Genomic DNA, 18,940 nt, shown 5'->3' with positions numbered 1-18,940 from the left:
GGGGTTTTGAAACCCCGCTTCCAGTTTGCTGTGTACGTGCGGTCTATTCCTAAGGGAGGAAGAAGGAATGAGCCGCTGTGTTGACCACTTCCGACAGCGGTCCGGGATAAATGCCCAGCACCAGGGTGGCCATCATGGTGATGATCAGGGTCAGGGCCACCGGGCCGCTCAAAGAAATGGGCGTATGATCAACCGGTTCGTCCCGGTACATGACCAGGGCCACCCGCAGGTAGTAGTAGACCGACACCATGCTCATGATCAAGCCGATGAAAGCCAGCCACAGGTAATTGTCCACAATGGTCTTGAAGAGATAGAATTTGCCCACAAAGCCCGCCAGGGGCGGAATGCCGGCCATGGAGAGCATGGAGATGACCATAACCGCAGCCATTAAGGGCGAACGCTGGCTCAAGCCTGCATAGTCCTTGATCTCATCACTGCCGGTAACATTATAGAAATACGTGACCACAGTAAAGGCACCGATGGTGGCAAAGACGTACAGGAACGCATAGAACATAACGCCCTTAATCCCCGCTTCACTGGCTGTTACCAGCCCGACCAGAATATAACCGGCCTGGGCAATACTGGAGTACGCCAGCAGGCGCTTGATATTGGTCTGGGGAATGGCCACCAGATTACCCACAATGATGGTAACTGCGGCCAGGATGGCCACCAGCATGGTCCAGTGCGCCCACAGTCCAGGCAGGGCTGCAATAAACACCCGCAGCAGGATGGCGAAAGAAGCCGCCTTGGACCCCACGGCCAGGAAAGAAGTTACCGGCGTTGGTGCACCTTCATAAACATCCGGCGTCCACATGTGAAAAGGTACGGCGGAAATTTTAAAGCCCAGCCCGGCCACCAGCATGGCCACGCCCAGGATCAGGGCAGGCACGGGTTCTGTGGTCACCGCCCTGCCTACTTCGTAAATGGTCACCGACCCGGTTACACCGTAAACCAGGCTCAGGCCGTACAGCAGGACTGCCGAGGACATTCCCGCCAGAAGCACGTATTTGATACCGGCCTCCACCGACCTGGTTTCGGTGCGGCGGTAGCAGACCAGCACGATGAAGGCAATGGTCATGAGTTCCAGGCCGAGGTAGAGGGTCATAAAGTCCCCAGCCGATGCCAGGACCATCATACCCAGAGTGGCAAACAGCATCATACTGTAGTACTCACTCTGATCGCCCATCTCATCAACATAGCGCATACAGCCCAGGGTAACCAGAAAAGCTGCTGTGAGAAAGGTTATTTTGAAAAAGATGGCGTACCGGTCCACGATAAAGATGCCTTCATAAAGGGTGCCCTGATTGTCCCACCCGGCTATGGTCAATCCCAGCACTCCCAGCAGCCCCAGGGCTGTTACCCAGCCCAGCCCGTGACGGGAGCCCTTGGGTATGAGCAACCCCAGCACCAGAATACCTAGACCCAGAACGGCCAGGGCAATCTCAGGCGCCAATAAAGAGAGATCCACATTCATCTAGAAACTCCCCCCTAACTTAAGCGCACCGCTAATCTCGGCCATCAAGGGCACGATGCCGCTATTGACCATATCGAAAATCAGGAAGGGGAGAAGTCCGCCCACAACCAGAACCGTCCCCAGCACTGCCAGGGGAACCAGTTCGGGACCCCGGATATCCTTCAAGGAATCATACTCTGGACGGGGCGGTCCGAAAAGGGTGTTGGCACCGGCCCGCAAGGCATAAAGGGCGGTGATAATAATACCGGCAATGGCCACCACGGCCAGGCCACCGTATACCTTAAAAGAGGCCACGAATATGGTAAATTCAGGCACAAAGCTCACCAGACCGGGGAGGCCCAGCGAGGCCATAGCTGCCAGCATGAAGGCCACGGCCAGGCGGGGTGTCTGCCGGGCCAGACCGCCAAGATCGGGAATCCAGCGCGTATGTGTCTTCTCGTAAATGAAACCAATGGTGGAGAAGAATAGCGCCGCCATGATACCGTGGGCGAACATGTTGGCCACAGCACCGTTCAAACCGATAACATTCAGGGAAGCAACTGCCAGAAGCACGTATCCCATGTGGCTTACGCTGGAGTAGCCGACAATATATTTCAGGTCCTTCTGAGCCAGCGCAGCCATAGCCGCATAGGCCACGCCACATACGCCCAGCACGGCAATGACCGGCGCCCAGAATTTAGCGCCCACGGGCAGGACGTAAAGGGCGATACGAATTAAACCGTAACCCCCGATCTTTTTCAGCACTCCGGCGTGAATCATGCTCACCGCCGTGGGAGCACCGGCATAACCGTCAGGCGACCAGGAGTGGAAAGGCCACATGGAAAGCAGGGAGCCAAAGCCAAAGAGCATGAGGGCAAAAAGCCATATCTGGTCGAAGTCGCTCAAGCCCCGCGCGGCCCTGGCCAGACCGGCAAAACTCATGTCGGGCGCCCCGGTTGCCGCAACAGTCTTCATAAACAGGGCAATGACGCCTACCAGAAGGAAGGCCGAACCAATCAGCAGGTAGATGGTCAGCTTCATACCGGCGTATTCCTTGGTCACCCGCTTGGTGCTGCCCCAGATAATTACTAGAATGTAAATCGGGATAACCACTACTTCGTAGAAGAGGAGGAAGATGAACAGGTCCTGGGCCACAAAGGTCCCCATCACGCCGGTAATCAGCAGGCATAACAGGATGAAAAAGTCACGCGGCCGGTGATTGACATTCCAGGAAGCAAATACAGCTGAAAACCCGATCAGGTTGGTCAGCAACAGCATGGGCAGGCTGATGCCGTCCACACCCAGGAAGAAGGTAACGCCCAGATCCTTAATCCACGGCACCTGCTGCACAAACTGCAGGCCGCCCAGGGACTGGTCATATGCAAAGTAAACGTAAAGGGATAGAGCCATGGACACGAAAGTTCCCGCTGCCGCAACACACTTGATGAGCATGTGCTCCTCCCGGGGGATAAAAGCCATAATCACGGCGGCGACCACGGGAGCCAGCAGGATGGTTAACAAAACGGGGAAGCTTTCCATTTACTTCACACCCCCCACAATCAGGCTGGCGGCCGAAGGACCGGTGAAGGCCAGGAGAACCACCACGGCCAGCACACCCAGGAAAAACACCAGGGCGTAGTTCTGGAGCCGGCCGGTGTTGCTAACCCTTATACCTTCACCAAGCAAGCACGTCAGCTTACCCAGACCGTTAACAATAATACCGTCCACCACATAGATGTCGAACAGGTAGAACAGCTTGGCCGCACCATCAACAATGGTGTGGTTGAACCAGAGGTAAATTTCGTCAATATAATACTTGTTGTACAGGATGGTGTAAATGTGGTTATAGCGTTGTGCCAGGGCCCTGGCCCTGGACTTGGCCTTATCCACATAATAAAGCTGGTAGGCCAGATAAATACCGGCCGCAGCCAGTACAACGGAGCCAATCATGACCCAGTAGTTGGGTTCCACGTGATGGGGATGCCCGAAGAAAATCCACTCGCTCCAGTAAGGTGCCCAGGGAGTCCCCACCAGGCCGCCAATGGTTGATAGAATTGCCAGGCCGACCAAAGGCAGGGTCATTACCGCAGGAGACTCGTGGGGATGATTCTCCGGATTTTCCTCCCCGAAAAAGGTCAGGAAAATCAAACGCCACATGTAAAAAGCGGTGAGGAACGCGGTAAAGGCAGCCATAACAAAGAGGACGTAATGCCCGCTTTCCAGGGTTACGGCCAGGATTTCATCCTTGCTCCAGAAGCCGGCAAAGGGAGGTATACCGGCAATGGCCAGGCCACCAATGACAAACGTCCACCCGGTAAGCGGCATTTTCCTGATCAGGCCGCCCATCTCCCAAACATCTGCCTTATGATGCAGGGCATGCAGGACGCTGCCGGCACCGAGAAACATCAGGGCCTTGAAGAAAGCATGCGTCCACATGTGGAAAAGGCTCGCCGTCATGCTGCCCACGCCCAGGGCCAGCATCATGTAACCTATCTGGCTGACGGTGGAATAAGCCAGGATGCGCTTGATTTCCCTCTGGGTAATGGCAATGGTTGCAGCAAACAGCGCCGTGAAACCACCTGTAATGGCCACCAGTTCCATAGCACCGGGCACTTCATGGAAGAGGAACATGGTGCGGGCCACCAGGTAGACACCGGCTACCACCATGGTAGCAGCGTGGATCAGCGCACTGACCGGCGTGGGACCTTCCATGGCGTCCGGTAACCATACATGCAGGGGGAACTGACCTGATTTACCAATGGGTCCGATAAACACCAGCACAGCGATGAGGGTCAATATGCCAAAGGTAGTATACTGCTCAAAGTTGGCAATTTTCTCCGAGAGTTCCACCAGGTTCAAAGTACCGAAAACGATTTGCATGGCCAGGAGCCCGAGGAGCAAGCCGAAGTCGGCAATCCGGCAGGTGATAAAAGCCTTTTTGGCCGCCTCCCGGGCAGCAATTTTATGGCTGTAAAACCCGATTAAGAGATAGGAACATAGACCGACCAGCTCCCAGGCCACAAACATCTCCAGCAGGTTACTGGATATGGCCAGCAGGAGCATGGATGCTGCAAAGAGGGAGACATAGGAGAAAAAGACCGAGAAGCCGGGATCGTCTTTCATGTAGCCGATGGCGTAAATAAAGATCAGGGATGCCACCATGGAGACCATAAAAATCATCATGGCCGACACGGGGTCCAGCTGCACACCCACATCTATTTGCAGGCCGGGCATGGAAAACCACCGTACGGCGTAAACCAGGGGTTCCTCTTTAAAAGCAGGATTGGTAAACACGCCATATGCCGCCAGAGCTGAAACGATAAAGGAACCCACTATCCCGGCCACGGCCGTTAGTGCACTGAGCATGGGCCACGGCCTGGTGAAAAAGATGATGGCTACAAAAGCCAGAGCAGGCAGCAGGGGTACCAACCAGGCGTGGTGCAATGCAAATTCAACCATCTCGATGGACACCCACCTTTCCTACCACTTAAGCCAGTCAAAATCATCCAGGTTAACCGACAACCTGTTACGGTAGATGGCAATGATGATGGCCAAACCAACCCCAACTTCTGCAGCAGCCACTGTTATCACGAAGATGGCGAAAAGCTGACCTGTGAAGAGGGCAGGAGTGAGGTACTTGCTGATGGCCACCAGGTTTATGTTAACGGCATTGAGCATTAACTCAATACAGATAAGCACCGCAATGGCATTCTTTTTGGCCAGGACACCAAAGAGACCGATACCAAAAAGCAACGCCGAGAGCACCATGTAGTGGGCGAGGCTAATCGTTGTGAGCATCGGCTTTTTTAACCTCCTTGGCCAGGAATATGGCTCCCACCAGGGCCACCAGCAGGAGAATGGCAGCAACTTCAAAAGGTATTACGTACTTGGTCAGCATAATTTCAGCTATGCTTTCCACGGTTTTTTCCGGTACGGCAAACGCGGGACTGGCCCACGGGGTAGTTGCAGCAAGATAGCCACAGACGACCAGTACCAGGGCCACCACACCTGCCGCAGCCTTGGTCTGGTTATTAAACAGGTTGGTACTTCCCATATTACCACGTTGAATAAGCATGATACCGAAAACCACCATGATACATACCGCACCTGCATACACCAGTACCTGCACTGCGGCCAGGAAATCGGCATCCAGGGTCAAAAACAGACCACCCATGGACACAAAACATACCGCCAGCCAGAGCACTGAATGTACGATATTTTTCAGCATGACCACCAGCAGGGCCGATACCACAATAGTCGCAGCCAGCAGGTAGAATGCTACAGCCGTCCATATACCTTCCATAGATTTTAACCCTCCTTGCCGGGAGCCTTGCCGGCAGCCACTTCTGCCCTGGCGGTTTTGCCCCGGGTCTCCGCCGGACTTCCATCTGCGGCTTTTGCCGGCTCCTCCTCGGGTAAAACTTCAGGAACAGGGCGGTCCACCAGTACAAGGCGCACCTTGTCCCGGAAGTACTGGTTCATGTTTATTACGTGGCTGAATCTCAGAGCGCCCTTGTTACACGACTCCACACAGAAACCGCAGAACATGCAGTATTCAATGCGCATGACGTACCTGGTCAGGTACTGCTTTTTACCCACCTTTTCTCTGGTAATCTGAATTACCTTATTGGGGCAGGCATTGGCACAAAGCCCGCAGGCAATGCACTTATCCACATCCAGCTCAAAGCGGCCGTGATAACGTTCCGGCAGGGGAATTTTTTCTTCCGGATATTGTACTGTAACTTTCCTGGTAAAAAGCTCTTTCCAGGTGATGGCCAGGCCCTTTAATAGACCTTGTCCGAACATTCAATCACCACCCTATCGCCCGGTAAATGTACATACCTACACCGGTCACAAATATGTTGGCCAGGGAAAGAGGTACCAGCACCTTCCAGCCAAAGCCCAGCAACTGGTCAACCCGGATACGGGGGTAAGTCCAGCGGATCCACATAAAGATGAAGATCATGAGGTAAACCTTGATAAAGAACCAGAACCAGGAAGGCAGGAAGGTCCACCCGAAGGGTGCCAGCCAGCCACCCAGGAACATGATGGTGCACATGCAGGATATGACCATCATGTTGCCATATTCCGCCAGCATGTACATGGCGTAGGCCATGCCGCTGTACTCGGTATAGGGACCGGCAATGATCTCCGACTCACCCTCCACCAGGTCAAAGGGAACACGGTTGACCTCGGAAACCCCGGCAATGAAATAAATCAGGAAAGCCAGGGGCTGTGCAAAAATGAACCACGTGCCGCGCTGGGCATTGACAATTTCGGTGATGCTCAGGGTTCCGGTCAGCATGATCACTCCCAGCAGGGAAAGCACCAGGGGCAGCTCGTAACTGACCATCTGGGCCACCACCCGCATACCGCCCACCAGGGAGTATTTGTTGTTGGAGGACCAGCCGCCCATCCAGAAAATGATGGTGGATAGAGAACCAACAGCCAGTATATAGAAGACACCTATATTCAGGTCGATGGGGGCCATACCATCTCCCCACGGTATGACGGCAAAAGCCAGCATCGGGGGTACAAAAACAAGAATGGGAGCAGCCAGGTAAACGACCTTATCCACCCGCCGCGGGATAATAATTTCCTTGGCCAGGAGTTTCACCACGTCGGCCACAGTTTGCAGCAAGCCTTTGGGCCCTACCCGGTTTGGTCCAATCCGGCACTGAATATATGCGGCGATCTTCCGCTCCATGTACACCAGCCAGACGACATTGAGGGAAACAAATATAATTACTGCCAGCAGCTTGACAATCAGAACAATTAATTCGCTGGCCAAGGGAGGCACACCGGCACCATACAGGAAGGCCCGCAGGCTCTCGGCAATACCGGTAAAAATATTTTCACCCATGCCTCTTCTCCCCTAACTCCATTTTTTAACAATCAACTTCGCCCAGAACTATATCTAAACTGCCCAGGATGGCTATAACATCGGCAATCTTCCAGCCTACCAGCAGTTCATCCAGGTAACCCAGGTTGATGAAGGAGGGCCGGCGGAAATGTACCCGGTAGGGTTTGGTACTGCCGTCACTGACCACATAACAGCCCAGGATCCCCTTGGAGCTTTCTATTTCCGCATAAGCCTCTCCGGCAGGAGGTTTAATTACCTTGGGTACCTTGGCCATAATAGGGCCTTCAGGCAGGCCCTCTATCGCCTGCTGGATAATGCGGGCCGACTGGCGGATTTCCTTGATCCGGCAGACAAATCGGTCAAAGCAGTCCCCGTTTTTCCCCACCGGCACTTCAAAATCAAACCGGTCGTATACGCCGTAAGGCCGGACCTTGCGCAGGTCATAGGGGATGCCGCTGCCCCTTAAAACAGGACCGCTCAGGCTGTATTTGATACCCATCTCGGGAGTGATGATCCCCACGTATTTCGTCCGGGCCTGGAAGATCTCGTTACCCGTAATCAGGCCGTCATATTCGTCGCACAGGGACGGCAGATCCTTTAAGAATTTCTGCAGGGGTGGGAAAAACTCGGGGGGTAAATCGTCAGCCACGCCGCCGATGCGGAAGTAGCTGAAAGTCATGCGGGAACCGGAAACCATTTCCAGAAGGTCCAGCACCCGCTCCCGGTCCCGGAAGCAATAAAGAAATCCGGTAAACCCGCCGATGTCCACGCTGTAGGTGCCCACGGCCACCAGGTGGCTGGCAATCCGGGAAAGCTCACCCACAATAACCCTGATATATTCAGCCCTCTCGGGCACCTCCACACCCATTAACTTTTCCACCGCCGCCACATAACCCCAGTTCATCAACATTGAAGCCAGGTAGTCCATGCGGTCGGTGTAGGGAATGACCTGGGTGTAGGTCCGGGCTTCTGCCAGCTTTTCAATCCCCCGGTGCAGGTAGCCGGGCACAGAAGTGGCCTTCACCACCACCTCGCCGTCCAGCTCCAGGATGATGCGGAACACACCGTGGGTACTGGGATGCTGGGGGCCCATGTTAAGTACGTATGTTTGTGTTTTCATTGACACACCTCCCGAAAATCGTGGAAGGCTACTCCCTGCCACCTTCCCACTGGAAATCCTTGCGCAGGGGGTGGCCTTCAAAGCTATCGTCCAGGAGGATACGGGTGGGATGTCCCGGATAACCCGTGAAGTTGATCCCCATCAAATCGTATACCTCCCGCTCCTGCCATTTGGCCCCACCCCAGAGAGGACAAAGGGAAGGTACGGCAGGGTTTTCCTTATCCTCCAGCTTAACCTTGACCATCAGCGTGTAATTGTGCTTTAAGGATACCAGGTTATAAATAACTTCAAAACGATCGGGATAATCGGCAGCTGTAAGATTGGTCAGGTAATCAAAGGCATAACTGGGGTTTTCCATTAATTCCGTCATCAGGGGAATCAGATCCCCCGCAGGAACCAGAAGAACCCCTTCCCCTGCAATTTCAATAGCGGGAAATTTCTCCTTCAAAGCTTCCAGCAGTTCTACAGGCGGTTCATAACTAGCCACGGGGTAGCGTCACCACCTTTGGATTCTTGATTTTATCCCGCAGCATCATAAACCCTTCGATGACCGCCTCGGGCCGGGGCGGGCACCCGGGTACGTAAACATCCACCGGCAATAGCTTATCCACCCCGGGAACAACATGGTAGGAATCCACAAAGGGCCCCCCGGAAATAGCACAGCTCCCCACGGCAATGACCCACTTGGGCTCACTCATCTGCTCATAGAGCCGCACCACAAAGGGAGCCGCCTTCTTGGTTACCGTACCCGCCACAACCATCACATCTGCCTGCCGCGGAGTTCCGCGCATAACCTCGTATCCGAAGCGGGAAAGATCAAAGCGGGAAGCATTGGCAGCCATCAGGGCCTCGATGGCACAGCAGGCCAGTCCGAAACCCAGCGGCCACAGGGAATGGGCCCGGGCAATGTTCAGGAGCTTTTCCAAAGGGGCAATATATACCAGACGCTTGACCTCATTGACAACTGCCGGGTCCTTCGTCATCTTTTCCACCGGATGGTTATCCTTGGTCACTTCCATTCCAACGCTCCTTCCTTCCAGGCATACCAGAGGCCCACAATTAAAATAAACAGGAAAATGATCATTTCGATAAAAGCAAACAAGCCAAGGCTCTGGAACTTAACGGCCCAGGGGTACAGGTAAATTGTTTCCACGTCAAAAATAACAAAAAGCAAGGCATATAGAAAATAGCTGGTCTTGAACTGCACCCAGGTGGGACCGATGGTATCCACGCCACACTCATAAGGCTCATATTTTTGAGCCTGAATACGACGTGGATGAATTAAATAACTGGTTACTATGGCCCCGCCACCAACCAGCAGCCCACCGATGAAGAATAACAATACCCCCGTCCATTCCGAAAGCACCATATCTCCCCCCTTTCCCAGGCAAATTCACTACATCAATCATCCGGGTGAGCAGCCCGGCAAAACACTTGTGAATTTTGTAACTCCTCGGACCAGAAAACCTATTTCACCCCGCGGAAGGTAAGCCGGTGCAGGGGGCATGGCCCCCAGCGGGCCAGAGCCTGCCGGTGTTCCACGGTAGGGTAACCTTTATGATGGTCAAAACCATACTGGGGGTAAAGGTGGTGGCAAATCCGCATGAGCTGATCCCTGGCAACCTTAGCCAGTATTGATGCCGCCGCAATGGAAGCACAGGAGGCATCCCCTCCCACCAGGGCCCGTTGAGGTAAAGACAATTCGAGGTAAAAACGGCCATCCACCAGCAGGAACTCAGGAACCACCTTTAACCCCAGCACTGCCCGGCGCATAGCCAGCAAAGAGGCATAATGAATATTTAAAAGTTCTATTTCTTTTACGGTAGATAGACCGATAGCCCAGTCCAGAGCCACCTGTTTGATCTGGTGAGCCAGCTCTTCCCTCCGCCCGGGGGGAATTTTCTTGGAGTCATTAAGACCGGAGAGAAAAACCCGGCCCGGAAGGATTACTGCTGCGGCTACCACGGGACCGGCCAGGGGACCGCGCCCGGCTTCATCCACTCCGGCCACCAGGGAATAACCCCGCGCATAAAGTTCTTCTTCGTATCGAAACCAGTCTTCCAGGCAACCCAATGATTGTCATGCCCCTTATTGCTATGTTACTGTCGTGAGCACAACAATATTACTAAAGTAAAATTTTCGCGGTTTAGGCACAAATCCCTCCCCGGGGAAAAGATTTTTTCCTCCCTTTTTTTCATTATCCAGGAGGAGCATCCAGTGTAAACCGTCCCAGACACCCATCACGAAACTCCTTCAACAGGTGAATAGAGGCCCGGTAGAGATCAACCCTGCCTCCCCGCCCTACCAGGCCCCGCCTGGCACCAATCAGTTCCAGCACCTCGTATCCCCGGGATGGAAGTTCTTCCAGACCGTAACGTTTTTTTAAAGATGCGGGAGAAGATTGCCGCAACCACTCCACCAGCCAGGCAGCCACCTCTTCCACATCAAAAACCTCTTCTTTTATAGCACCGGTGGCAGCAAGCTTCAGACCCACCCGGGGATCTTCAAACTTGGGCCAGAGCACACCGGGGGTATCCAGAAGCTCCACCTCTCCGGCAAGACGAATCCACTGCGGCCCCCTGGTAACCCCTGGGCGATTACCCGTACGGGTAACGCGGGAACCAGCTAAAGCATTAATAAAGGAAGACTTGCCCACGTTGGGTATACCCACGACCATGCAGCGGGGAGGGGGAGGACGCCTGCCGCGGGCAACCAGGGAAGCTATTTTATTTTCCGCCAGGCGCTTCACCTGCACCGGAACTTCCACCAGATCTTTTTTCCGGGCGGAATCTACCGCCAGGGCCGGCAGACCGCGAGCAGAAAACCACTGCAGCCACATCCGGGTAAGGTGCGGGTCGGCAAGATCTTCCTTGTTCAGCACCACCAGATGGGGCTTCCTGGCCGCAATTTCTTCGATTATCGGGTTACGGCTGCTGGCTGGAATCCGGGCATCCAGCAGCTCAATAACCACATCTACCAGTTTGAGATTCTCCTGAACCAGCCGCCTGGCTCTGGCCATATGGCCGGGAAACCACTGAACGGGCATCTCAAATCACCTTTTAATGCAGCAAACCGATGCGCTCAAGGGGCCAGTAAATTAAAATAGCCTTTCCTATTATGTTCTCCCGGGGAAGGGGACCCCAAACACGGCTGTCATCGCTGTTATTGCGGTTATCGCCCAGCATTAAATAATACCCCGGGGGAACCTTTACCGGGCCAAAATCGGCAAAATGAATATCCGGGGGTAAGTAGTTCTCTTCCACCAGTTGCCCGTTAATGTAAAGGCGATTATCCCGTAATGCCACCGTCTCACCCGGCAGGCCAATCAGCCGCTTGACGAAATCCCGGCTGGGATCCAGGGGATATTTAAAGACCACAATATCACCCCGCCGGGGCTCACCAAAACGATAGGCCAGCTTGCTGACAATAATGCGGTCTCCAATTTGCAGGGTCGGCTCCATGGAACCCGATGGTATATAAAAAGGAGCCAGAATAAAAAGTCTTATAACGACCGCCAGGAGAACGGCTATAACCACCGATTCAAGAATTTCTCCCAGCGTAGACTTCTTGTTTCCAGGCTGCCGGGTTGTTTCAGCAAGATTCGTTTCGCGGTCCACATCCTCCACGCTCGCTTCCCTCCCACCAGGCATAAAAGCCAAAAAGGGACTGCCGCGACAGTCCCCAGGGTAAAGATATTATGACTATCTTCTGTCCCGAATCCGGGCAGCTTTGCCCCGCAGCTGACGCAGGTAATAGAGCCTGGCCCGCCGCACATGGCCCCGCCGGACTACCTCGATCCGTTCAATCCTGGGAGAATGCAGGGGGAAGGTTCTTTCCACTCCCACGCCATAGGATACCCGGCGCACGGTAAAAGTCTCGCTCAGGCCGCCACCGCGGCGGCGGATAACTACTCCCTCAAACACCTGAACCCGCTCCCGGTTTCCTTCCACCACCTTGACATGCACCCTTACCGTGTCCCCGGGACGGAAGTCGGGAATATCTGTTTTCATCTGTTCCTGCTCCAGGGATTGAATCAGGTTCATCTTAAGCCCCCCTTTCCTGCTGAACGGTGGTCATTAGTGTATCAGCCCATCACCGGACCGTCCACAAATCAACAAAGTAAATTATACCATAGCGATAACGGGCGAAGCAAGGAGTGGGGCAAAGTTTACCCCCGTTCTTTTAAAAATACCCGGTACATTAAGAAATAAGGCTTTTTATCTCCTCGAGAACGGAGGCCAGGATTTTCCTGTCTTCGTCGGTCAGGGAAGCCCTGGCCAGCAGCTCCGGGCGGCTGGCCAGGGTGCGCAGCAAAGATTGCCGCCGCCGCCAGAGGCGGATCTTTTCGTGATGGCCGCTTAAGAGCACCTCCGGTACACAGTAGCCCCGGTACTCCCTGGGCCTGGTATAATGGGGATATTCCAGCAGGCCATCGCTAAAGGATTCCTCAACTGTCGACGCCCTTTCTCCCAGCACCCCGGGAATCAAGCGGCATACGGCATCCACCACCACCATGGCCGGCAACTCACCGCCGGTGAGCACGTAATCACCTATGGTAATTTCATCCGTAACCAGGTGCTCGGCCACCCTTTCGTCAATACCTTCATAATGCCCGCAGATGAAGACCAGATGCCTCTCCCGGGCCAGTTCTGCCGCCATCTCCTGGTTGAAGGGGCGTCCGGCCGGGCACAGTAAGATAACCCTCCCGGGCCGGCCACGGTGGGCATGAATCCAGTCCATGGCTTCAAATAAAGGTTCGGGAGCCATCACCATACCGGCCCCGCCGCCATAGGGAGTATCATCCACGGTGCGGTGCTTATTACGGGAAAAATCCCTGATGTTGATCAGGTTGATTTCCACCAGGCCTTTTTCCCTCGCCCTTTTAATAATACTGGCGTCAAAAGGGCCAGCAAACATCTCCGGAAACAGGGTTAATATATCCACTATCATGGCAGATCACCCGTTAATCCTTCAAACCCGGAGGCAGTTCTACCACCATGCGTTTTTTATCCAGATCAACTTTCTTTACCACGCTCTTCAATGCCGGTATCAGCAGGGGCCGGCCGTCCTCTCCCTCCACCACGTAAACGTCATTGGCACCTGTGGCCAGGACATCGGTAACCTTTCCCAGCCAGCCCTCTTCCGGGGTATATACATCCAGGCCGATAATCTCAAAAACATAATATGTGTCCTCGGGAAGGTCAACCAGCTGATCCGGTGTCACCTGCAGGAATGCCCCCCTTAAAGCCAGAGCCGCATTCATATCCTGCACTTCCCTGAACTTGAGAATGACAAAGCTTTTATGGTACCATGTTTTCTCAATATGATAGGTTTTCCTTTCCCCATTGTGATAAATTAATACCTCGTCCATTTGCTCAAAACGTTCGGGAAAATCGGTAAGGGGCATCACCCGCACTTCCCCGCGGTGACCCTGGGTGGTAACAATTTTACCAATGTTAATGAAATCAACCACCGGAAACATTCCCTCCAGTTGACCGGATTTCGACGACCATCCCATCTTCCAGAATGATCTCCCTGCTTACAATTTCCTGGAAATTATCCCCCACTTTTAATTCCACCAGGCACTGAAGCTGGCCCTGAACAACCTCCTCCCCCGGGTTCAGCCGGGCTACTTCCTTTAGCTTATCTACTAATTTTTCCCTGGCCTCCAACCTGCGGCTGCGCTCCTGTTCGATCTGCTGCCGTGCTGCAGGAATACCCTGAGGATTTTTCTTTTCCAGCTCGGCAACTACGCGCCGGGCCTGAAATTCCAGGTGCTGCATCTGCATATCAAGCTGGTGAATGGCCTGCTGAATATCGGCGCTCAAGGCCTGTTTGTACTTATCGGTAACCTTAACTTTAACCAGCACAGGAACCATAAGGGTCATTTTTTCCATAGACCATCGCCTGCCGCCTCACCCCTGCGGGCCCAGATATTCACGGGGGAGGTAAGTATCCCCTCCCCCATTTCTTTTTATACTATACTATACTATCTCCACGGTTACCTTTTTACGCTGTCTGGCGGCCGCAGCCTTGGCTACCGTGCGAATAGCCCTGGCAATGCGACCCTGCTTGCCAATTACCTTACCCATATCTTCTGGAGCTACTTTGAGCTCTATCAGCCAGGATTTATCTTTTTCAATCATATTAACACTTACTTTATCGGGTTGATCCACCAGGGCCTTGGCCAGGATCTCCACCACTTCTTTCATTACCCTTTAGACCTCCCCAAACTACTGGCTCTCCCCGGCGGGTTTATTCAATAACCCGGCTTTCTGGAATAACGCCCGGGCAGTATCGGTTAGCTGGGCACCGTTTTTAAGCCACTTGAGCGCCTTGGCTTCATCAATCTTTATTTCTGCCGGTTCTTTCAGGGGATCATAATACCCCAATTCCTCCACAAACCGGCCATCCCGGGGGGAACGGGAATCGGCCACCACTATACGGTAAAAAGGGTTTTTCTTGGCCCCCATCCTCCTCAGCCTGATTTTAACAGCCAAAGTAATTTCACCTCCTCCTCTAAAATATGAAATATATTCTTCGGAGAAACTGGCTGGACGCAAGGTATGAATGGCCGCATCCAGCCTGCCTTAACAGCTCATTCTAAATCAGAACTAGAACAGGGGATTGTCCTTACCCGGAAACAGGTTTCTGGGTAGCCTGGCCCCTTTCTTGCCCCCCCTGCCCATTTCAGCCAGCTGGCGCATCATTTTGCGCGTCTGCTCAAATTGCTTTAAAACGCTATTAACCTTCTGTACCGAAGTCCCGCTGCCCCGGGCTATTCGCCGGCGGCGGCTACCGTTAATCTCATGGGGATGGGCTCGCTCCCAGGGAGTCATGGACCTGATGATGGCTTCTACATAAACCAGTTCCCTGTCATCAATGTCTCCCAGTTCCTTAAGCTTTTTCATATTCCCCAGCCCCGGAAGCATGCTGATGATTTGCTGGATCGGCCCCAGTTTCTTTACCTCCTGAAGCTGCTCCAGGAAATCATCCAGGGTAAAATCGGCACTGCGGATTTTTTTATTCAAACGGGCCACCTGTTCGGCATCAAAACTGGCCTGTGCCTTTTCGATCAGGGTAAGCACATCCCCCATCCCCAGGATCCGGTCGGCCATGCGGTCCGGGTGGAATGGCTCAAGGGCATCCAGTTTTTCCCCGACCCCAACAAACTTGATGGGACAGCCGGTAACGGCTTTTATGGATAAAGCTGCACCACCCCGGGTATCACCGTCCAGCTTGGTCAGCACCACACCGTCCAGCCCCAGCCGCTTGTTGAAGGTTTCGGCTATATTAACCGCCACCTGGCCGGTCATGGCATCAACCACCAGCAAAATTTCGTGGGGGCGTAAAGCAGCCTTGAGCTCCTCCAGCTCGGCCATCATCTCTTCGTTTATTTCCAGGCGCCCGGCCGTGTCAATGATTACCAGGTCCCGTCCCTGCCTGGTGGCATGTTCCACAGCCGCCCGGGCGATATCCACCGGGGTATGCCGGTCGCCCATGGAAAATACAGGTATATCCAGTTGCTCGCCGAGTACCTGTAACTGCTTGATGGCTGCCGGCCGGTAAACATCACATGCTACCAGCAGCGGGCGCCGGCCCTGCTTACGCATCAGGTTGGCCAGCTTGGCTGCCGTGGTGGTTTTCCCCGCCCCGTGTAAACCCACCATCATAACCACAGTGGGAGGCTTGGGAGCCATATTAAGCTTGCTCTGGGTCCCACCCATCAGGCCGGCCAGTTCTTCCCGCACTATTTTTATTACCTGCTGTGCCGGCGTTAAACTGGATAAAACGTCCTGTCCCACTGCCCGCTCCTTGACCCGGGCCACAAAAGATTTTACCACCTGGAAATTTACATCAGCAGCCAGGAGGGCACGGCGTACTTCCTTCATGGCCTCGTCCACATCTGCTTCCGTAAGCCGGCCCTTGCTTTTCAACCTGCGGAAGGTTTCCTGTAATTTTTCGGCCAGGCCTGCAAAAATCATTATCTCACCCCATTATAGAACGTAAAATTTCCCGCACCCGCATTAAAGTTTTCTCATCCAGTGAATTATTACTATTATCCAGCAACGCGAGGGCTTCGCCTACCTGACGCCGCTGATCCATAAATTTGGCTACCAGACCCAATTTTTCCTCGTACCGGGTGAGAATATGTTCTGCCCTTTTCAGTACATCGTGAACCGCCTGGCGGCTAACACCAAATTGCTCGGCAATTTCGCCCAGGGAAAAATCGTGGGCGTAATAAAGTTCCACAAATTTTTGCTGGCGCTGGGTTAACAGCTGCCCGTAAAAATCATATAGGAGGTTCATCCAGGCCAGTTTCTCCATGCCCCGTCCTCCCGCTGATCCCGGCTGTAATCCTCTTGTAACCTATAAAGGGCAGATACTTTACACTAAATTTTAATGAATCGACCGGTCCCTGTCAAGGGGAACGTATTTGACAACCCATCTACAGCAGTGTTAATATGGCTGTATAATCCTGTAACAATTTTCCGCTGTACTCGCCGTTAACATGCAATGGCCACATCAACAAATCCGGCCTGCTGTTACAGTATCCATGATATTTTCGCCCTGTCTTTTTTATAAAAAATACCGGCAGCAGCCATCTGGTTAACGGACAAGAGGTGAAAACAATGGCCAATAAAACCGGACAGGTTCAGGGGGAGCCCGGTTCACTTCTGGATCTCCAGGAAGCCCTTTCCCTGACCAGGGCACAGGTTAAGAATCTGCACAAGAAATACTTAAATGCCAGCCTGGCTACCATGATGGAGCTTTTAAACTTTGACCGGCAGTACGTAAGGGCCCGGGGCATTTCGGTATGGGACAGCCAGGGTCGCGAGTACCTTGATTTTTTGGGCGGCTATGGTGCCCTCAATCTGGGGCACAACCATCCCAAAATACTGGCCGCCCTGCAGCGTGTTCAGGAGATGCCCAACATTCTCCAGGCTTCCCTGGGAACGGTTGCAGCTGCCCTGGCCCACAACCTGGCCCGGATAACTCCCGGCAGGTTGCAACGTTCCTTTTTCTGCAACAGTGGAGCGGAAGCGGTGGAAGGAGCAATTAAACTGGCCCGGGCGGCCACGGGCCGCAGTACCATAATCTACTGCCAGGGTTCCTTCCACGGGAAAACCATGGGTGCCCTTTCGGTTACCGGGCGGGAAAAATATCAAAAACCCTTTACCCCCCTGGTACCACACTGCCAGGCCGTGCCCTACGGTGATCTCCATTCCCTGGAAAAGGCACTGCAAGCCCGGGAAGCAGCAGCCTTTATTGTAGAACCAATTCAGGGCGAGGGAGGGATTATACTTCCACCTCCCGGCTACCTGAAAAAAGCCCGCGAGCTTTGCCGCCGCTACGGCACCCTCTTTATTGCCGATGAAGTGCAAACCGGTTTCGGCCGTACGGGATATATGTTTGCCTGTGAAGCAGAAGAGGTGGAACCGGATATCATGTGCCTGGCCAAATCCCTGGGTGGCGGGGTTATGCCCATGGGAGCTTACATCACCACGGACGAGATATGGCAAAGGGCCTACGGGGGAATGGAAAAAGCGCTATTACACACCTCAACCTTTGGAGGTAATACCATGGCCTGCACGGCAGCACTGGCTGCCATTCAGGTAATATATGAGGAAAACCTGGTGGAACAGGCCCGGGAGATAGGTGACTACTTCCTCACCCGCCTCAAAGAGCTGCAAACACGCTTCCCCCTTTTAAAAGAAGTACGGGGACGGGGCCTGATGATTGGACTGGAATTCAACCAGCCCGGCAGGCTGGCTTCAAAAGTCACTTTCGGGCTGGCCGGCAAGCTGGCTGAAGAATACACAGGGAGCCTGGTTGCCGGGGAGCTTTTAAACAACCACGGCATAATTACAGCCTATACCCTGAACAATCCCAATGTCATCCGGCTGGAGCCACCCCTCTGCGTTACCAGGGAACACGTCGACCGGGTGGTCGCAGCCCTGGAGGATATTTTCCAGCGGCACCGGGGTTTCATAAGCATGGCCACCGCCGGGGCAAAAACGATACTGAAATCACTAACCCAGCGGGAGTAAATCCAAATTTAATTATTTGGTAATTATTTGGTCATGCTGACCTGAGCCGGGTTAAACCCCGGATTTAATCATGCCAGACATTCCTTGCGAAAAAAAGTGCCCGGCGCCATGAACGCCGGGCCGACAACATTTTGTAGTGGGATGAACAGCCCTCGAAGGGAGGTACCCGGTACAGAGAAGGGCCCGTCTCTATACCGGAAAGCCAAGGAGTTTATATCCCTGCCGCCACCCAACTGCCAGTGAGCGGCCAGGGAAGAAGGTTAAAGCTCTGCCAAGGGAGCTTAACCTTGCCAAAGAAAAGGGGGAATAACAATTTATTACTGAACTACCCCTGAGCCCGTTTTCATCTCCACCTTCTACAGCAGCGGAGGCATGCTCAGGGCCGGGTGTCCCTTTTCCTCCAGGAAGGGCAGGATCTCCTCGCCGCTGGTGCCCACGGTTTCATCGGCAAT

General features: G+C 53.7%; 24 protein-coding genes. 1 reads left to right on the top strand and 23 read right to left on the bottom strand.

What is annotated here, in order from left to right:
- Nucleotides 1-49: 49 nt before the first annotated feature.
- The 22 genes from BUB44_RS12470 to ylxM form a co-directional block, all read right to left on the bottom strand.
- The gene (locus BUB44_RS12470) at nucleotides 50-1,474 is read right to left on the bottom strand and encodes an NADH-quinone oxidoreductase subunit N (RefSeq protein ID WP_073166851.1); all 1,425 of its coding nucleotides are present in this window, start codon (nucleotides 1,472-1,474) and stop codon (nucleotides 50-52) included.
- Nucleotides 1,475-2,992 (bottom strand): complex I subunit 4 family protein, encoded by a 1,518-nt coding sequence (locus tag BUB44_RS12465; protein WP_073166848.1) that lies wholly within the window; start codon nucleotides 2,990-2,992, stop codon nucleotides 1,475-1,477. It abuts the gene before it with no gap.
- Entirely contained in the window at nucleotides 2,993-4,912 is a 1,920-nt protein-coding gene (gene nuoL / locus BUB44_RS12460; RefSeq protein WP_073166846.1) for an NADH-quinone oxidoreductase subunit L, read from the bottom strand. It abuts the gene before it with no gap.
- A gap of 21 nt (nucleotides 4,913-4,933) precedes the next feature.
- The gene (nuoK, locus tag BUB44_RS12455) at nucleotides 4,934-5,251 is read right to left on the bottom strand and encodes an NADH-quinone oxidoreductase subunit NuoK (RefSeq protein ID WP_027357390.1); all 318 of its coding nucleotides are present in this window, start codon (nucleotides 5,249-5,251) and stop codon (nucleotides 4,934-4,936) included.
- Nucleotides 5,235-5,756 (bottom strand): NADH-quinone oxidoreductase subunit J family protein, encoded by a 522-nt coding sequence (locus tag BUB44_RS12450; protein WP_073166844.1) that lies wholly within the window; start codon nucleotides 5,754-5,756, stop codon nucleotides 5,235-5,237. The genes nuoK and BUB44_RS12450 overlap by 17 nt, the downstream gene beginning before the upstream one ends.
- Nucleotides 5,757-5,761: 5 nt before the next feature.
- Nucleotides 5,762-6,259 (bottom strand): NuoI/complex I 23 kDa subunit family protein, encoded by a 498-nt coding sequence (locus tag BUB44_RS12445; RefSeq protein ID WP_073166841.1) that lies wholly within the window; start codon nucleotides 6,257-6,259, stop codon nucleotides 5,762-5,764.
- Between the two features lie 4 nt (nucleotides 6,260-6,263).
- Nucleotides 6,264-7,316, bottom strand: coding sequence for an NADH-quinone oxidoreductase subunit NuoH (gene nuoH / locus BUB44_RS12440; RefSeq protein ID WP_073166839.1), 1,053 nt, complete (start codon nucleotides 7,314-7,316; stop codon nucleotides 6,264-6,266).
- Nucleotides 7,317-7,341: 25 nt separating this feature from the next.
- Nucleotides 7,342-8,436 (bottom strand): NADH-quinone oxidoreductase subunit D, encoded by a 1,095-nt coding sequence (locus BUB44_RS12435; protein WP_207545662.1) that lies wholly within the window; start codon nucleotides 8,434-8,436, stop codon nucleotides 7,342-7,344.
- Between the two features lie 28 nt (nucleotides 8,437-8,464).
- Nucleotides 8,465-8,923, bottom strand: a complete 459-nt coding sequence (locus BUB44_RS12430; RefSeq protein WP_073166834.1) for an NADH-quinone oxidoreductase subunit C — start codon at nucleotides 8,921-8,923, stop codon at nucleotides 8,465-8,467.
- The gene (locus BUB44_RS12425) at nucleotides 8,916-9,455 is read right to left on the bottom strand and encodes an NADH-quinone oxidoreductase subunit B (protein WP_073166832.1); all 540 of its coding nucleotides are present in this window, start codon (nucleotides 9,453-9,455) and stop codon (nucleotides 8,916-8,918) included. Before BUB44_RS12425 ends, BUB44_RS12430 begins: the two co-directional genes overlap by 8 nt.
- Nucleotides 9,446-9,805 carry an NADH-quinone oxidoreductase subunit A gene (locus tag BUB44_RS12420; RefSeq protein ID WP_073166830.1) on the bottom strand — a complete coding sequence of 120 codons (360 nt, stop codon included), beginning with the start codon at nucleotides 9,803-9,805 and terminating at the stop codon, nucleotides 9,446-9,448. Before BUB44_RS12420 ends, BUB44_RS12425 begins: the two co-directional genes overlap by 10 nt.
- 98 nt (nucleotides 9,806-9,903) lie before the next feature.
- On the bottom strand, nucleotides 9,904-10,509 hold the full coding sequence (locus BUB44_RS12415; protein WP_073166826.1) for a ribonuclease HII: 606 nt from the start codon (nucleotides 10,507-10,509) through the stop codon (nucleotides 9,904-9,906).
- A 124-nt stretch (nucleotides 10,510-10,633) separates the two neighbouring features.
- Nucleotides 10,634-11,482 (bottom strand): ribosome biogenesis GTPase YlqF, encoded by an 849-nt coding sequence (gene ylqF, locus BUB44_RS12410; protein ID WP_027357399.1) that lies wholly within the window; start codon nucleotides 11,480-11,482, stop codon nucleotides 10,634-10,636.
- Nucleotides 11,483-11,495: 13 nt separating this feature from the next.
- The gene (lepB, locus tag BUB44_RS12405) at nucleotides 11,496-12,062 is read right to left on the bottom strand and encodes a signal peptidase I (RefSeq protein WP_027357400.1); all 567 of its coding nucleotides are present in this window, start codon (nucleotides 12,060-12,062) and stop codon (nucleotides 11,496-11,498) included.
- A 75-nt stretch (nucleotides 12,063-12,137) separates the two neighbouring features.
- Nucleotides 12,138-12,479, bottom strand: coding sequence for a 50S ribosomal protein L19 (gene rplS / locus BUB44_RS12400; RefSeq protein WP_027357401.1), 342 nt, complete (start codon nucleotides 12,477-12,479; stop codon nucleotides 12,138-12,140).
- Nucleotides 12,480-12,636: 157 nt separating this feature from the next.
- Nucleotides 12,637-13,386, bottom strand: coding sequence for a tRNA (guanosine(37)-N1)-methyltransferase TrmD (gene trmD / locus BUB44_RS12395; protein WP_073166824.1), 750 nt, complete (start codon nucleotides 13,384-13,386; stop codon nucleotides 12,637-12,639).
- A gap of 13 nt (nucleotides 13,387-13,399) precedes the next feature.
- Nucleotides 13,400-13,918: a ribosome maturation factor RimM gene (gene rimM / locus BUB44_RS12390; protein ID WP_034635452.1), complete on the bottom strand. Its 519-nt coding sequence runs from the start codon at nucleotides 13,916-13,918 to the stop codon at nucleotides 13,400-13,402.
- Nucleotides 13,902-14,333 (bottom strand): YlqD family protein, encoded by a 432-nt coding sequence (locus BUB44_RS12385; RefSeq protein WP_027357404.1) that lies wholly within the window; start codon nucleotides 14,331-14,333, stop codon nucleotides 13,902-13,904. The genes rimM and BUB44_RS12385 overlap by 17 nt, the downstream gene beginning before the upstream one ends.
- Before the next feature lie 87 nt (nucleotides 14,334-14,420).
- Nucleotides 14,421-14,648: a KH domain-containing protein gene (locus BUB44_RS12380; RefSeq protein WP_027357405.1), complete on the bottom strand. Its 228-nt coding sequence runs from the start codon at nucleotides 14,646-14,648 to the stop codon at nucleotides 14,421-14,423.
- Nucleotides 14,649-14,669: 21 nt separating this feature from the next.
- Entirely contained in the window at nucleotides 14,670-14,936 is a 267-nt protein-coding gene (gene rpsP / locus BUB44_RS12375; protein ID WP_027357406.1) for a 30S ribosomal protein S16, read from the bottom strand.
- A 114-nt stretch (nucleotides 14,937-15,050) separates the two neighbouring features.
- Entirely contained in the window at nucleotides 15,051-16,421 is a 1,371-nt protein-coding gene (gene ffh / locus BUB44_RS12370) for a signal recognition particle protein (protein ID WP_207545660.1), read from the bottom strand.
- A 4-nt stretch (nucleotides 16,422-16,425) separates the two neighbouring features.
- Entirely contained in the window at nucleotides 16,426-16,764 is a 339-nt protein-coding gene (gene ylxM, locus BUB44_RS12365) for a YlxM family DNA-binding protein (protein WP_027357408.1), read from the bottom strand.
- A 305-nt stretch (nucleotides 16,765-17,069) separates the two neighbouring features.
- Here ylxM and BUB44_RS12360 point away from each other — a divergent pair, with 305 nt between their 5' ends.
- Entirely contained in the window at nucleotides 17,070-18,488 is a 1,419-nt protein-coding gene (locus BUB44_RS12360; RefSeq protein WP_027357409.1) for an aspartate aminotransferase family protein, read from the top strand.
- A gap of 356 nt (nucleotides 18,489-18,844) precedes the next feature.
- Here the strand turns inward: BUB44_RS12360 and BUB44_RS16145 are convergent.
- Nucleotides 18,845-18,940, bottom strand: a 96-nt coding sequence (locus tag BUB44_RS16145; RefSeq protein WP_423219797.1) for a hypothetical protein, incomplete at its 5' end; no start/stop codon positions are given.

Origin of the sequence: Desulfofundulus australicus DSM 11792 (assembly GCF_900129285.1) — a bacterium.
Lineage (GTDB): Bacteria > Bacillota > Desulfotomaculia > Desulfotomaculales > Desulfovirgulaceae > Desulfofundulus > Desulfofundulus australicus.
This window is presented reverse-complemented; position numbering and strand designations above follow the sequence as displayed.